Here is a 14,950-nt window from a genome sequence, read left to right as displayed (position 1 = left end):
TCACTGGCCGGCTGTATTGAGTTGTTCTCTGAGACGGTGCTTTTGCACCTTGCCGCTGATGGTGCGCGGCAGTTCAGGTACCACCACGACGCGCTCAGGCGTCTTCTGTATGGCCAGTCCGCACGCCGCGAAGTGCGCTGCGGCATCGGCGATGTCGAAGGAGCTGCCGTCGTTGAGTACGACGAACACGCAGACCCGTTCGCCGTACTTCTCGTCGGGGGCTCCGATCGCGGCGGCTTCGGCCACCGCGGGGTGGCTGCCGACGGCGTCTTCGACTTCCTTCGACGAGATGTTCTCGCCGCCGCGCACGATGATGTCCTTCTTGCGGTCGGTGATGGTGAGGAAGCCGTCGGCATCCAGCCGGCCGACATCGCCGGTGCGAAACCACCCGTCGACGAAGCTGGCCTCGGTGAAGCGGGGATCGGTGTAGCCCCGGAACAATTCGGGTCCCTGCGTGAGGATCTCGCCGTCGGTGCCGGTCGGCACGTCGTTTCCGTGCTCGTCGATCAGGCGGACCCTGGTGCCCGGGGCGATGCGCCCGTCGGTGTCGGCCCGTTTGTCCAACGGGTCCTCCGGGCGGCCCACGCTGATGGTGGGGTGCTCACTTGATCCGTAGCAGCGGTAGGCGCCGATGCCGAACCGGTCGGCGCGCCGGATCAGCGTGCCCGCGACACCGGCGGCGCCCGTCGTGTACTCGCGCAGGCTCGACACGTCCAGGCCGTCGCGCTCGGCGATGTCCAGGATGCCGCCGAGGTGGATCGGTGCGCCGGCCGAGACCCTCACCTCGTGCTTGGCGATGAGCCGGGCGGCGGCTTCGGGATTCCAGGCGTCCATCGCGATGGTGCCGCCGGACCTGCACATCAGGCGCAGGATGCCCAGCGTCCCGGCGATGTGCCCGGACGGGAACACCGCCAGCGTGGTCTCCCCCGACGCGGTGCGGCGCAGTTCGTCCATCGCCCGCAGTTCACCGAGCAGCGAGCCGTGGCTGTGCTGGACGCCCTTGGGTTCGGCCGTCGTGCCCGATGTGTACACCAGGACCGCGCGACTGTCGGGATCGGGGCGAACCGGTGTGAAACCCGTTGGCGCAGCCGAACTCAGCTCTTCGAGCGGGATGGTTCCGGCGTGCGCGCCGCCCGCCACGATGCGGTACTGCAGGTCCGGGAGATCGGCCAGCGCCGCCACGGTCGCGCGGGTGTTGCGGTTGCGTAGCTCACGGGCAACGATGATGGCGCGCGCCCCCGATTGCCTGGCGATGAAGGCGACCTCGGCCGGCCCGTAGATCGGCACGATGGGCAGCACCGCCGCGCCGCACAGCCAGGCCGCGGCATGCGCGGAGAAGCATTCCCGCCAGTTCGGCAGCTGAACGGCGACGATGTCGCCAGGTCCGATACCCAGCCCCGCCAGCCCGGCGGCCAACCGCGTGCCCTCGTCGAAGAGTTCGGCGACGGAGAACTCGTCGGGATGGACGTCACTGTGCACGATGACCGTGGTGTCTGGATGCTCGCCGATGAACCCGGCGATCTCGTCGGGAATGTTGTCGGCGGCCGCGACCACGGGGCGCTCGGACTCGGTCAGCACGACAGCAGCACACATCCGGCGATCGGGCCGCCTTCGCCGTCGGCGCCGAAACCCAAGGCTTCCAACCAGGCCAGCGTGAGATAGCGGAACCCGTAGTACAACTCGACCAGGTCGACGTCCGGCGCGATCGAACCGTGCACCGGCATGTCACAATCGAGCAGCCTCAGCGGCGAGGAGATGGGCCGTGCGCTCAGGTACTGCTCCATGGAGCGGTACCACGCGTGGGTGCCGGTGTTCGCGCCGGTCATTTGATCAGCGGGTCGCGCGGCAGCCCGAGGATGCGCTCGGCGATCTGATTGCGGGTGATTTCCGACGTGCCGCCCGCGATGGTCATACCGCGCGAGGCCAGCACCATGAAGCCCGGCACCTTGCCGAGGCCGCTGACCAGCGCCACGTCGGGTCCGGTCAACTCCGCCGCGAGACCCGCCCGCGCCACCACGTGTTCGGCGATCAACAACTTGGTGACGTTTCCCTCGGGCCCGGGTTCGGCGCCGACCACGCTGCGTGCCACCCGGCGCAGGTTGAGCAGCCGCAGAGCGTGATCGTCGGCGAGGAACCGGCCCGCCCGCTCGGGCGCCGCGGCCACCCGGTCGCCGTATTGCTGTGTCAGGTCCACGACCGTCGCGGCCGCACCCTTGATGCCCGGCAGCCCGCCGCCGATGCTCACCCGCTCGTTGCCGAGCGTCGCGCGCGCCACCCGCCACCCGTCGTTGGGCGCACCGACCACGTCGCGGTCGGGTACGAACACGTCGTTGAAGAAGACCTCGTTGAACTCCGAGCCCCCGGTGATCTGGCGCAGCGGCCGGACTTCGACGCCGGGAGCGGTCATATCGACGATGACAGTGGTGATGCCTGCGTGCTTGGCCGCGCCCGGATCGGTGCGCACGGTCGCCAGGCCGTACCGGCAATACTGCGCCCCGCTGGTCCAGACCTTCTGGCCGTTGATGATCCAGCCGCCGTCGGTGCGCGTGGCCTTCGTGCTCACCGCCGCCGCGTCCGAACCGGCGCCCGGTTCGGAGAACAACTGACACCACACGTGCTCGCCGGTCAGCGCCGGATGCACCAGGCGCTCGATCTGATCCGCGGTGCCGTGCTGGATCATCGTCAGCACCACCCAGCCGGTGATACCGAAGTCCGGGCGTTTGATGCCGGCCTCGGCCATTTCCTGCTCGATGACCAGTTGCTCCACCGCTCCGGCCGCCCGACCCCACGGCGTCGGCCAGTGCGGCATGACATAGCCGGTCTCGATCATCTTCTCGCGCAACTGTTTCGGATCCAGACCCGACCAGGTGGCAAACTCCGCACGCACTTCCTGACGCAACTGTTCTGCCTCCGCAGGCAGATCGATCGAGTTCTCCCGCACGACGCCCTTGGCGGTCAGCTGGTAGACGTCGAGCGGAGCGTCGCGCCCGCCGAGCAAACCGCGCAGCGTGACGGCACGCCGAAGGTGCAGGTGCGCGTCGTGCTCCCAGGTGTACCCGATGCCGCCGTGCACCTGGATGTTCAATTCGGCGTTGTGCACGTAGGCCGGAAAGGCCAGCGTCGCCGCGCAGGCCGCCATCAGCGCGAACTCCTGCTCTCCCCCATCCGCGGCCCGTGCCGCGTCCCATACGGTGGCACTGGCAGATTCGACCGCCACCAGCATGTTGGCCAGATGATGCTTGACCGCCTGGAAGGTGCCTATGGTGCGGCCGAACTGCTCGCGCACCTTTGCGTACTCGACCGCCGAATCGAGACAATTATGTGCTCCCCCAACGGCTTCGGCGGCGAGTATGGTCCTGGCCATGGCGCGGGCGATCCCGGCCGCGCCCGGCAGCACCTCGGCGCCGCCGACCTCGACGTCGGTCAGCGTGACGCGCGCGGCGCGCCGGGTCGGATCCAGGTTGGTCTTCATCGTGACGGTGAGGCCGTCGGTCGCGGCCGGCAACACCAGAACGTCCTCACCGGCGGTCAGCATCAGCAGGTCGGCCAACCCGGCGCCGAGCACCACACCCGCATCCCCCGTGCACCGCGACCCCTCGGAGGACAGCGCGGTATTGAAACCCACGCCCGCGGCGTAACTCCCGTCGACCAGGCCCGGCAACCACCGCGCGCGTTGCTCCTCGGTGCCGGCCACCGAGACGACAGCCGAGGCGATCACTGTCGGGACGAACGGCCCCGGCGCAACCGCGCGGCCGAATTCCTCTGTCACCGCGACGAGTTCGGGTAGTCCACACCCCGAACCGCCGTACTGCTCGGGCACGTGGAGGCCGAGCCACCCCAACCCGGCGAGCTCTGCCCAGAAGTCCGGCCGCGGTTCCGCGTCGGCGTCCAACAGCGCCCTGGCGGCCGCACGCGCGCCACGCGCACCGAGGAAGGACTGCGCGACGTCGGCTAGCTCACGGTGGTCTTCGGTGATGGCGATTCCCATCGCTGCACTCCTGTTTCGCTCGAATCGTGAAGGTCCGGCCAGGTTCGGTGTCGCAACGCCCCGGAAGCTGTTCTGGTGAGGTAGTCGTCGCGTTTGATCCCGCGCCACAACTGGGTGACGTAGTCGCGCTCGCCGAGTTCACCACGGGCGACCCGGTCCGCCAGGGCTGCCCGACCAGCAGACACCGAGGCCGGGGTCTCACCGAGCAATTCGGTGAGTTCGGCGAGTTCGGCCGCGTCGACCTGTGCGCCGACCCGGTCCACCTCGGCGAGGTACTTGACCAGCCGGGCCGCCCCCTTGATGTAGCGGGTGGCCAACGCGTCGGTGGAGCGCCCGACCGCGTCGGACAGTGCCGCGGCGGTGGCGGCGTACACGGCGGCGTGCTCGGAGTCCCGGTCCTCGTCGGGCAACTCGACCTCGACGTCGGATATGCCGACCACCCGGGCCAGCGCCTCGATCAACAACCGGCGGTGCAGCATCCCGTAGATCAAGCTGTTCCCGGCATCGGGCGAATGGACGGGCACCGAGGACCGTGCGTCGATGCCGCTGGGGTTCATCGAGGCCAGCCGCGTCTCGGCGAACAGCCGGTAGTACCAGACCCGGTCCTCGTCGACCTGATGCCCGGAGTGCCGTCCGTATTCGGCGATACGGTCGGGGAAATGGGTGAAGGTGTCCTGCACGGTGCGCAGGGACAGCCAGGCGATGTCGTCCATCGGGTCACCGAAATGCGCCAACTCCCAATCCACGATGGCGGTGACCTTGCCGTCGGCGTACATGAAGTTGCCGGGCCCGGTGTCACCCTGGACCAGCACGGTCGGTCCGTCGTAGTCGGGGATGTGGCTCTCGAGCCAATCGATGCAGAACGACACCAACGGCGCCGGTTTCCCGTGGGCCGCAACACGTCGCCGCATCCTGGTCAGCTCGTCGCGCACGTGCCCGGGCACCGGGCCCGCCGGACCGAGGCTGGGGATGTCAAGGCTGGCGGCGTCAATGCGATGCAGGTAGGACAGCTTGGCGATGAAGTCCTGGGCGGTACGCACCTGAACTTCGGGATCCTTGATCAGCCGAAACCAGGTATCGCCGCCGATCCGCTCCAACAGCACCGCCTGTTCGACCGGATGTGCGGCCAAAACCCGCGGCACCGTCACACCGTGCCGACACAGCTCGGCCATGATCTCCGCCTCGACCTGCAGGGGGTGAAAGGCGCTGCCGGGCTTGGGCGGATGCGGGTCATAGCGCAGGAACAGCTTCTCGCCGCCTGCCCGGCCGTGCGCATCGACGAACCAGGCCTGCCTGCTGGCGCCTCCGGGCACTTGCTTGACCTCGACCCGGTCGGCCCCGGTGACCTCCAGGATCCACTGCTGTAACTCTGCGGAGATCGCGGGCACGCTGCTCATGACCGGGCGCCCGACTTGGCTGCGGCGGCGGCCAGCCAGGCCTTGACCGCCGCCCGGTGCTCGGCGGTCATTCCGCTGCGCACCATGCGCTCGCTTTCGGCCAGCAACGCCTGCCCCAACGGAAGGCTTTGGGCATCAGCCACGTTGGCTTTGACCCCGGCGAACGCGTACGTCGGCCCCGCGGCGATCTGCGCGGCCCAGCGGATCGCCGAATCCCGCAACTCGCCGTCGTCGACGACGCGGTTGAACAAGCCCATCCCCTGCGCGGCCTCGGCGTCCACGGGTTCGTCGGCGATCAGCAGCTCCAGTGCCTTGGCCGGTCCGACCAGCCGGGTCAAAAACCAGGCTCCGCCGAAGTCGCCGGAGAAGGCCAGCTTCGACCAGCCGGGGATGAGCCGCGCCGAACGTGCCGCGATGCGCAGGTCAGCGGCCAGGGCGATACTCATCCCCGCACCGACCGCCGGTCCGGGTAACGCGGCGATCGTCACCTTCGGCATGGAGTGCAGCAGCATCACCATCTTGGCGTTGTCCGTCAGGCGGGCGGCCTGGGCGCGCACCCTGGCGTCCGCGTCGGCTTGGCCGCCGCCCGCGTCTTGTCTGGCCGAATTGCCGTCGCGCACATCACCGCCCGCGCTGAACGCAGCGCCCGATCCCGTGATCAGCACACAGCCGATCGCATCGTCGGCGCTGAACTGCTCGAGTAACTTCGGCACCGCGACGTACATCTCGGCATGCAGTGCGTTGCGCCGCTCGGGACGGTTCAAGGTGATCACCCCGACCCCGTCGATGATCCCGGCCAGCACGGTGTCCGTGCCGGATTCGACCGGCTGGGCTGAACTCACTGTCGCGATTTCCCGATCAGTTCGTTGTGCCGGTCGAGCATCGCCACCGCCTTGCGGCGCAATTCCTCATCCGGGGTGGGCAGCGTCACCGGACCGTGCTCACGGCTGGGCAGCGCCACGGTGGCGGTGGCCGGAGCGGTGATCTCGCCGCGCTGGCTGGTGCAGCGGAAGTCCAGGTCCACCAACGCGTTTCCATTCTCGATGCGCTTACCCACCACCTCGCCGGTGATGAACTGGGTGTCTCCGATGAAGTTGAACTTGCGCATCTCGTCGTGCTGGCGCACCAACCAGCCGTCGTCACCGATCCAGTCGGTGACAAAGTGGGTGAGCCAACACTCGCGCATCACACCGTAGTCGTAGGCCATCGGGTTGCCGATGGACTGCGACCATTCGTTCTCCCAGTGCAGGCGCTGGGCGACGTCGGGGATGCCCGCGGCGTTCTTGATGTAGAACTTGGGCACCCGCTGGCGGTTCTTGTAACCGATTCGGGCGGCGCCGATCCCGTACGGCCCGAAGCCATAACCGCCCGAGTGGAAGCTGATGACGTCGGTGAGCGTCAGCGGTCCCTTGACCATCTTCGGCAGCGCCTCGCCGACCTCGACGTCCTCCCAGTACCGCGGCTCGGCGCCGCGCGCGCGTTCGGCGGCGTAGATCTCGTCGATCTCGGCGATCTGCTCGTCGTTGTAGCTCGCGGGCTGGATGTCCATGTACTTGCCGCGCTCGCGTGAGCGCTGACGTTCGGTCGCGATCAGGATGATGCGGGCGACGGCGACCACCTCGGCGCGTTGGTTCACCTTGACCTGGCGCAGGATGCGGATGATGGATCGACCCGCGTACTCGCTGTGCTTTTCTTCTATCGACTCCAAGCCACCGAAGCCGTAGAGCGAATCCCCCGGCCGCACCGGCTGATACCACTCGGTGGTCTGCCCGGAGACGAAGACGTGGATGCCGGAGAACAGCCCCCTGGTGGCCCTGCGGATATCCTCCGGGATCGGATCGCCCAGCATCTTCTTCGACATCGCCGAGAAGATCATCGGCGGCGCGATGACCCCGCCCCACCGGGTGTCGGCGGCGTAGTCGGGATCGCAGAACAACGGGTTGTCATCCCCGGCTCCGCGGGCGAAGTTGCGGATTCCGTCGATGCTGGCTTCACGGTAGAACTCGTCGATGCTCGTCGGGGCATCGATGCCGATCAGCAGCTTGGCGCGCTCGATGTCCTCGTCCTTGATGGCGTGGTCGAACTCCTGCTGTTGGGTCTGGGTCATGTCAGTACATCCGTATCGGTAGGTTGGTCAGTCCGCGTAGCGACACCGTCGGCTTGTAATGCAGCCCCTCGGGAGGTGTCGTGAGTTCCCAGTTGGGGAAGCGCCGCAACAGGGTGCTCAGCGCCGCGCGGCCTTCCAGCCTCGCGAGCTGATGACCCAGGCAGAAGTGGATGCCGAAGGCGAACCCGAAGTGCCGGTTGGGCTTGCGGGTCAGATCCAGCGCGTCCGGGTCGTCGAATACCGTCTCGTCCCGGTTCGCCGAGATGATCGCCGCCAGCAGCTGTGCGCCGCGCGGGATGGGAACCCCGCGAATTTCCATGTCCTGCTTGGCCAGCCGAGCCGCACCGTAGGCCACCGGGGCGGTGTAGCGCAGCAGCTCCTCGAAGGCAGTGGATTCGAGCAGTTCGGGCTGGCTGCGCAGCAAGTCCTGTTGCTCGGGATGCTGAGTCAGCGCCAGCACGCTGCTGCCGATCAGGCTCGAGGTGGTGTCATGGCCGGCCAGCAGCAACAGGAACACCATGGCGACGGTCTCCTGATGGCTGAGTTTGTCGCCACCTTCGTTGGCCCGCACGAGTTCTGAGAGCAGCCCGTCGTCGGGGTTGAGCCGGCGGTCGGCGATCATCTCCTCGAAGAGCTTGGACAGTTGCATCGAGTGATACGCACTGCGCAGCTGTCCGCCGCGTCGTCCGGCGTCGTCTCCGAGCTTCTCCACCAGTTGGTGGAAGGTGTCGCGGTCCTTGTCGGCGACGCCGAGCATGGTCGCGATGACCGCCAGCGGCAGCTTGACGGCGAAGGCCTGGACCAGATCGACGTCACGTTCGGCTGCCACCTCGTCGGCGAGCTGCTCGGAGATCTTGACGATGTCGGGCGCCAGCGTGCTGACGAACCTCGGCGTGAAGGCCTTGTGCACCAACGTTCGCAGGCGCTTGTGGTCTGGGTCGTCACGGAACACCATCGTCTGGGTCAGCATCCGGATCGACGACGGCAACATCCACGTGAACCGGCGCGCCGAGGTGTACTTGATGATGTCGTTGGAGAACCGGTCGTCGCTGAAGACGAATCCGACGTCCTCGTGCCGGGTCACCAGGTAACCGCCCTTGCCGCGCAGCAGCAACGGGGCGGTCGCCCATGAGATCGGCGCGTCCGCCCGCAGTTCGGCCATCCGCGCGAATGGATCGTCGAGCATCTGCCGGGTGCCGAGGTGGGTGTACGCCAACCCGGCCGGGCCCGGACTTGCCTTGGGGGACGTCCTGGACAGTTTCGTCATGGCCACTCCCACCGGGGCTGACTCGCACCACGGCTGCCCGCTACCCGCATACCTGAACTGCCCATCTCATTTCCCCGTGTGTCGGTTGCGAATCCAAATCATTAGTACACTGAATACTATGATTTCCGCTAGCCCCCCATCGGACATTGAGCCGGGCGCGCCCGCAGCCGGTGCGCTCGAGGCCGTCGAATTCACCGTCGGCTCGGACCATGTGGCCACGGTGACGCTGAATCGACCGAAGGCCATGAACTCCATCTCGGACCGGATGGCCCGCGAGTTGGCGTGGGTCTGGCAGACCGTGCGCGACACCGACGACATCCACGTCGTGGTGTTGCGGGCCGCAGGCGAGCGGGCCTTCTGCACCGGCGTGGACGTCAAGGGAGACGCGAGTTGGTTCCTGAAGTCCAACGTGTGGAACAGCTTTGACCCCGGAGTATGGGTCTCGCCGAAGATCGCGCACCGGTGTTGGAAGCCGGTGATCACCGCGGTCCACGGACTGGTGGCCGGCGGCGGGCAGTACCTGCTCAACGAGGCCGACATCGTCATCTGCTCCGAGGACGCCGCGTTCTTCGACCCGCACGCCAACGGCTCGATCGTCTCGGCGCTGGAACCGATCGGGATGCTGCATCGCGGAGTCCCGCTCGGCGACGTGCTGCGCTGGGCGCTGATGGGCACCGAAGAGCGCATCTCGGCCCACACCGCGCTGCGCCTCGGGCTCGTGACCGAGGTCGTCGAGCGCGACCAGCTGTGGGAACGCGCCCATCAGATCGCGACCACCATCGCCGAGCGAAACCCCAGGGCAATACAGGGCACCATCCGCGCGATATGGGAATCTCTTGACATGACCAGGTCCACCGCGCTGCAGAACGGGATGGCCTATACCCACATCGGCAACCCGCCGGTGGCCGAGCGACGCGCGACGCCACGGCGCAACGGGCCGCCCAGCTACCGGTGACGCAGTGGATCAGGACCTGATCGCGCCGCGGATCGACTCGCGGCAGGCCAAGCTGGCGGGCCGGGCCGCAGAGCAGATCGTCGCCGACGTCATCGAGCTCGGCTGGCCGGTGGGCCACGTGCTCGGTTCCGAGGCCGAGCTGCTCGAGCGATACGGGGTGAGCCGAGCGGTGCTACGCGAAGCGGTGCGCCTCGTCGAGCACCAGCGCGTGGCGCGCATGCGCCGCGGCACCGGTGGCGGCCTGGTCATCGACGAACCCGACGTCGACGCGGTGATCGGCCCGACGGTGATCTATTTGCTGCGCGCCGAAGCGACCCTCGACGAACTCTTCGACACCAGGATCATCCTGGAAGAGCTGGTCGCCGAGCTGGCCTCGCAGCGTGTCGGCGAGGCAGACATCCGCACCGTGCGCGAAACCCTGGCGCAGGAGTCGACGGGCAACTTCACCGAGTATCGACTGCTGCACAGCCAGCTGGCCGCGCTGACCGGAAATCCGGTGTTGCAGTTGTTCGTCGAAACCTTCAGCCGTGTCATCGATTTCCACTTCGCCGACGAGGCGATGCTGCCCGCCAGCATGATCAAGGAGGTCCAGCACGCGCACGCGAGCATCGCCAGGGCGATCCTGACCAACAACCCCGGCGTGGCCCGTGAGCGGATGAGCAGGCACCTGCGCGCTGAAGCCGACTTCATCCACCGTCAGCCGGCCACGGTGCAGCATCTCGACCCGACCGCCGCGCTGGCGGGTACCGACGGCGACAAGCGGGGCGAGGCGCTGGCCAGACAGATCTTCGCGTGGGTGCTCGACACCGGGGCGACACCGGGCACGTTCATCGGCTCGGAGGCCTCGCTGATGACCAAGTATCGGGCCAGCCGGGCGGTGCTGCGCGAAGCGATCCGGATCCTGGAGTACCAGCAGATCGCGCTCACCCGGCGCGGTCCCGGCGGCGGGCTGTTCGTCACGGAGCCCGACAGTGCCGCGCTGACCGAGATCATCTCGATCTACCTGCGCCGCCACGGCGTCACCACCCAACACCTCGAAGAGGTGCGCAGCGGGCTGGAGCTGGCCGTGGTCGAGCGGGTGGCGGCCGCCGTGCGCTCCGGCACCGTCGACACCGCCGTCATCGAGCAGGCGCTGACCACCGAGTCCGAGCAGGGGGTGACCGCCGCATACGCCAAACGTGAAGACTTCCACTCGGTGCTCGCACGGCTCTCGGGCAATCGCGCGCTGGAACTGGTGCACCGGGTGACCATGCGGCTGGGCTGGAACTTCTTCGCGCAGTACGCCAATGCCGACCCGCACGCGCTGGAACGCGCGAGCCGCGCCATCGAGCCGGCGCACCGCGGCATCGCCGATGCGCTGCTGGCCGGCGACGGCGAGCTCGCGGTGGTGCGGATGCGCTCCCACGTCACCGCCACCACACCGTCGGGGCGGTGATCTTGGCGTGCCTGTGGGACTGACCCTGTCCATGGCCCGGCATTGAGTATACTGTTATATCTAATTGAAGATGGGAGCGCACGTGAAGCATCCGTGGGACCAGCGACTCGGAGTGTGGTGGATCGCCGAAGATCATCCCCACGCACCGGCGATCGCCGAGTCACCCAGCGGGCGCACCTTGAGCTTCGGTGAGCTCGCTGCGGCGGCCCACCGGGTGGCCAATGCGCTGCGCGCCCACGGCATCGGGGGCGGCGAGGTGGTCGCCTACGCGCTGCCCAACGACGTCGATGCCGTCGTCTGGCAACTGGCGACCACCGAGATCGGCTTGCGCTACCTGACCCTGAACCCGACGTTGTCTTCCGGCGAATTCGCCTCGATCCTCGCGCACTCCGGGGCCAGCGCCCTGGTCTCGCACGTCGACTACCTCGACCGCTGCGCCGGCGCCGCCGGCGGCGCCACCCTGGGCGTCGCGGTCGGTGCGGCACCCGCGGAAGACAAGCTGCCCCCCGGGTTCATCACCGACGCCGCATTGGTCGCCGACCAGCCGTCGACGCCGCCGGCCGACCGCAAGCAGGGCGATTCCATCCGGTATTCCTCGGGGACCACCGGCAAGCCCAAGGGCATCGTGCGCACCCTTCAGGACCGCGATCCGTCCGAGGCCGCCAACGCCATGGCGGTGTTCGGCCGGGCATTCGACTTCCGGCCGTTCGACGGCGCGCATCTGGTGTCCACGGGCATGCATCACGCCGGTTGCCAGAGCTTCTACCTCGGGGCGCTCAACGTCGGGCAGGCGCTGGTGATCCTCGGCAAGTTCGACGCCGAGCAGACCCTGGCCGCCATCGACCGGCACCCGGTCACCTCCGCCTACATGGTGCCCACCCAGTTCGTCCGGATGGTCAAACTTCCGCACGATGTCCGCAGCAAGTACGACGTGTCGAGCCTGCGTTCGGTGGTGCACTCGGCGGCGCCGTGCCCTCTGCAGATCAAAAAGGACATGATGGATTGGTGGGGCCCGGTGATCTGGGACACCTACGGCGGCACGGAGGGTGCGGCCACCATCGCCAAACCCCATCACTGGCTGGAGAGGCCCGGCACGGTCGGCAGGCCGGTGCGGGGCATGAGCGTCAAGATCCTCGACGACAAGGGTAATCCGTTGCCCGCCAACGAGATCGGCAATGTGTACATCGAGTCGCAAGCTGGGCGCAGCTTCGAGTATCGCAACGACGCCGAACTCACCGACTCGGTGCACCGCGGCAACGCGTTCACGCTCGGCGACATGGGCTATCTCGACGACGACGGCTACCTGTTCATCTGTGACCGCGCCAAGGACATGATCATCAGCGGCGGCGTCAACATCTATCCGGCCGAGGTCGAGGGCGTTCTGTCCAGCCACCCGGCCATCGCGGACGTCGCCGTGATCGGCATACCCGACCCCGAGTGGGGCGAACAAGTCAAGGCCGTGGTCGAACTCGTCGCCGGCGTGGCACCGTCCGACGCGCTGGCCGAGGAACTCATCGCCTACACGCGGGCGCGGTTGGCCGGTTACAAGCGGCCCCGCTCGGTGGACTTCACTGCCCGACTCCCGCGCACAGAAACCGGCAAGCTCCTCAAACGTCAGGTCCGGGACACCTACTGGGTGGAAGCCGGTCGGCGGGTCTGAGCGATGGCGGCGATTCCGGGGCTGACATGAGCATCACAACACGGGAAGTGTTCGACGGAGAACAATCCGCGCCCGTGGCGGAAGTGTTGCAGCTCAAGGCGTTGCCGTACGACCGGTTCCTGGCGGGACCGATCACGACGACGGCCCGCCGCACCATCTACGGCGGGCAGGTGGCCGCCCAGGCGCTGCGCGCGGCCAGCCTGACGGTGCCCGATGGTCGCGTCGCCCATTCATTGCACGCCTACTTCCTGGCCGCCGGGGACGCCAGCGCACCAACCGTGCTGGAGGTGCAACGCGACCGCGACGGCGGACGCTACTCGGGACGCCGCGTCGTCGCACGCCAGGGCGAGGCGGTGATCTTCTCGATGGTCTGCTCGTTCTCACGGGCCAAGCGCGGCGCCCCCGAATTCCAGGCGGCCGACATGCCCGACGTTCAGCGTCCGGCCGAACTGCCCACCCACCAACTCAACGCGTCGCGCACCTTCGACGTGGAAGCGCGCGTACCGGCGGATCCCGATCCGTGGTACCGCTGGCCTGCGCGGCTGTGGCTGCGCATCCGAGAACCGCTCGCCGACGATCCGAACGTCCGCGCCTGTGGGGTGGTGTTCCTGTCGGATCTGTGCACGGGGCTGTCGCGGGCCCCGCAGATCGAAGAGGTGGGCCTGCTGCCCAGCCTCGACCACGCCGTGTGGCTGCACCGCGGCGCCGACCCGAACCAGTGGCTGCTGGTGGACCTTCATCCGCAGGCCACCGCCGGCGGGCGCGGCATGTACTGCGGACAGATCTTCGACGAGCGCGGCACGCTGGTGGCCAGCTTGAGTCAGGAGTCGTTGTTCGACATCGCCCGCGACGGCGTGTAGCGCACCGGCAGTGACGCCAGGCCCGATGTGAGGCTGGTCGCCGCCCACGTCTCGGCTCCGGCCTGCTCGATGTCGGGTAGCCGGGTGAGCAGTTCGCGGATCATCACCGAACCCTCGGCGCGGCCCAGATGTGAGCCGACACAGAAGTGCGGCCCACCGCCGCCGAAAGCCAAGTGATCGCCGCGTTTACGGTCGATGTCGAACGCCTCGGGGTCGTCGTAGACGCGTTCGTCCCGGTTGCCCGAGCCGTAGTAGATCACCACCTTGTCACCCTTGGCGATCTTCTGGCCGGCCAACTCGGTGGCCTGGGTGGCCAGGCGGCGGATGTAGACCACCGGCGACAACAACCGCAGCATCTCCTCGATCGCACCGGGAAGCCGCGCGTCGAGGTCCTCGACCAGCCGGGCGCGCACGTCGGGGTGGTCGAAGAGCAACTTCATCCCGCCGGAGATGAGGTTTCGCGAGGTGTCCAGGCTGCCGTCGGTCAGCAGGATGAAGTTGCCGATGAACTCCATGTCGGTGATCGGGCGGCCGTCGACTTCCATGTTCGCGTAGGCGCTCAGCACATCGTCGGCCGGCTCGGCCTTCTTTGCCGCCAACGCCGCAAAGCCCATCTCGGCCATCTCGACGAACGATGCCTGGAAAGCCTCTTCCCCCACCACATCCGGCGAGCTGTGGGTGATCATGAACAACTCGTGCAGCCGGTGGCCGTGTTCACGAGGGATACCCAGCAGCGCCGCGGCGGTGTAGCCGGCCATCCGGCCCGCGAGATCGACCAGATCGCACTGGCCGTCACCGGCAACGTCGTCGACGATCCCGGCGGCCAGGCTCTGCAGGTCGGGCAGCATGTGCTTCACCCGGGCCGGAACCAAGCGGGGCGCGACCTGGCGTCGGAACTGCGCGTGCCGGGCGCCGTCCATGGACAGAAAGCCCACCTCGATCTGAGCATCGGCGATGCCGACCGACGGCGCGGACTGAAACAGCTCGGGATGGTGCTCGATGTAGCGGATGTCGGCGTTGCGCGTCACCGCCCAGAAGTGACCGCCGTCCGGGTCGGGGTGCGGATAGACAGGGGCGTTCGCCCTCAGCCAGCGGTACTGGCCGAACGGATGCCCGTTGCTGAACGACTTCGCCGAGTACAGGTCGATGGGTACTTCCGGTGCGTCGACGTTGACGGTGTCGGTCATGGAAACCTCCGCGCTCGCGGGTACACGGCCCCCGTAACATAGCAAGGTTTCAGGCGCATATTCGCGCTTTAGCCGGGCTGTTTGGCGCCGGTTT

At 67.8% G+C, this 14,950-nt stretch carries 11 protein-coding genes and 1 pseudogene; 4 read left to right on the top strand and 8 right to left on the bottom strand.

The window, feature by feature from the left end; all coding sequences use genetic code 11:
- From K3U96_RS10390 to K3U96_RS10360, 7 genes and pseudogenes are all read right to left on the bottom strand, one after another.
- Positions 1–1,578: a class I adenylate-forming enzyme family protein gene (locus tag K3U96_RS10390; protein WP_230982420.1), complete on the bottom strand. Its 1,578-nt coding sequence runs from the start codon at positions 1,576–1,578 to the stop codon at positions 1–3.
- Positions 1,579–1,601: 23 nt separating this feature from the next.
- A pseudogene (locus tag K3U96_RS10385) lies at positions 1,602–1,787 on the bottom strand (thiolase family protein); the annotation flags it as partial.
- Between the two features lie 35 nt (positions 1,788–1,822).
- Complete coding sequence (locus K3U96_RS10380) at positions 1,823–3,988, bottom strand: acyl-CoA dehydrogenase family protein (protein WP_220692943.1); 2,166 nt, start codon at positions 3,986–3,988, stop codon at positions 1,823–1,825.
- Positions 3,952–5,385: a phosphotransferase family protein gene (locus K3U96_RS10375; RefSeq protein WP_220692942.1), complete on the bottom strand. Its 1,434-nt coding sequence runs from the start codon at positions 5,383–5,385 to the stop codon at positions 3,952–3,954. The genes K3U96_RS10380 and K3U96_RS10375 overlap by 37 nt, the downstream gene beginning before the upstream one ends.
- Complete coding sequence (locus tag K3U96_RS10370) at positions 5,382–6,227, bottom strand: enoyl-CoA hydratase/isomerase family protein (protein ID WP_230982419.1); 846 nt, start codon at positions 6,225–6,227, stop codon at positions 5,382–5,384. The genes K3U96_RS10375 and K3U96_RS10370 overlap by 4 nt, the downstream gene beginning before the upstream one ends.
- The gene (locus K3U96_RS10365; protein ID WP_220692941.1) at positions 6,224–7,492 is read right to left on the bottom strand and encodes an FAS1-like dehydratase domain-containing protein; all 1,269 of its coding nucleotides are present in this window, start codon (positions 7,490–7,492) and stop codon (positions 6,224–6,226) included. The genes K3U96_RS10370 and K3U96_RS10365 overlap by 4 nt, the downstream gene beginning before the upstream one ends.
- Before the next feature lies 1 nt (position 7,493).
- Positions 7,494–8,759: a cytochrome P450 family protein gene (locus tag K3U96_RS10360; protein WP_220692940.1), complete on the bottom strand. Its 1,266-nt coding sequence runs from the start codon at positions 8,757–8,759 to the stop codon at positions 7,494–7,496.
- A 118-nt stretch (positions 8,760–8,877) separates the two neighbouring features.
- On the opposite strand from K3U96_RS10360, the gene K3U96_RS10355 reads away from it, so the two are divergent.
- The 4 genes from K3U96_RS10355 to K3U96_RS10340 all read left to right on the top strand — a co-directional run bounded on the left by K3U96_RS10355 (position 8,878) and on the right by K3U96_RS10340 (position 13,669).
- Entirely contained in the window at positions 8,878–9,714 is an 837-nt protein-coding gene (locus K3U96_RS10355) for an enoyl-CoA hydratase/isomerase family protein (protein WP_220692939.1), read from the top strand.
- 4 nt (positions 9,715–9,718) lie between these two features.
- Positions 9,719–11,149 carry a FadR/GntR family transcriptional regulator gene (locus K3U96_RS10350; RefSeq protein ID WP_220692938.1) on the top strand — a complete coding sequence of 477 codons (1,431 nt, stop codon included), beginning with the start codon at positions 9,719–9,721 and terminating at the stop codon, positions 11,147–11,149.
- Positions 11,150–11,231: 82 nt separating this feature from the next.
- A complete protein-coding gene (locus K3U96_RS10345) occupies positions 11,232–12,809 on the top strand; it encodes an AMP-binding protein (RefSeq protein ID WP_220692937.1) in 1,578 nt (525 codons plus the stop codon).
- Positions 12,810–12,835: 26 nt separating this feature from the next.
- Positions 12,836–13,669: an acyl-CoA thioesterase gene (locus K3U96_RS10340; RefSeq protein WP_220692936.1), complete on the top strand. Its 834-nt coding sequence runs from the start codon at positions 12,836–12,838 to the stop codon at positions 13,667–13,669.
- Here the strand turns inward: K3U96_RS10340 and K3U96_RS10335 are convergent.
- Positions 13,630–14,856: a cytochrome P450 gene (locus K3U96_RS10335; protein ID WP_220692935.1), complete on the bottom strand. Its 1,227-nt coding sequence runs from the start codon at positions 14,854–14,856 to the stop codon at positions 13,630–13,632. The two genes, K3U96_RS10340 and K3U96_RS10335, sit on opposite strands and share 40 nt — an antisense overlap.
- Between the last annotated feature and the right edge of the window lie 94 nt (positions 14,857–14,950).

The organism is Mycolicibacterium holsaticum DSM 44478 = JCM 12374, assembly GCF_019645835.1.
In the GTDB taxonomy this organism is placed as follows: Bacteria; Actinomycetota; Actinomycetes; order Mycobacteriales; family Mycobacteriaceae; genus Mycobacterium; species Mycobacterium holsaticum.
Note: the sequence above shows the minus strand (reverse complement) of the source record. Positions and strands in the feature narration are given on the sequence as shown.

Coding starts and splice junctions, on each gene's coding strand:
- K3U96_RS10375 (WP_220692942.1), bottom strand. CDS start 5,385: ATGAGCAGCGTGCCCGCGATCTCCGCAGAGTTACAGCAGTGGATCCTG.
- K3U96_RS10360 (WP_220692940.1), bottom strand. CDS start 8,759: ATGACGAAACTGTCCAGGACGTCCCCCAAGGCAAGTCCGGGCCCGGCC.
- K3U96_RS10340 (WP_220692936.1), top strand. CDS start 12,836: ATGAGCATCACAACACGGGAAGTGTTCGACGGAGAACAATCCGCGCCC.
- K3U96_RS10365 (WP_220692941.1), bottom strand. CDS start 7,492: ATGACCCAGACCCAACAGCAGGAGTTCGACCACGCCATCAAGGACGAG.
- K3U96_RS10380 (WP_220692943.1), bottom strand. CDS start 3,988: ATGGGAATCGCCATCACCGAAGACCACCGTGAGCTAGCCGACGTCGCG.
- K3U96_RS10335 (WP_220692935.1), bottom strand. CDS start 14,856: ATGACCGACACCGTCAACGTCGACGCACCGGAAGTACCCATCGACCTG.
- K3U96_RS10355 (WP_220692939.1), top strand. CDS start 8,878: ATGATTTCCGCTAGCCCCCCATCGGACATTGAGCCGGGCGCGCCCGCA.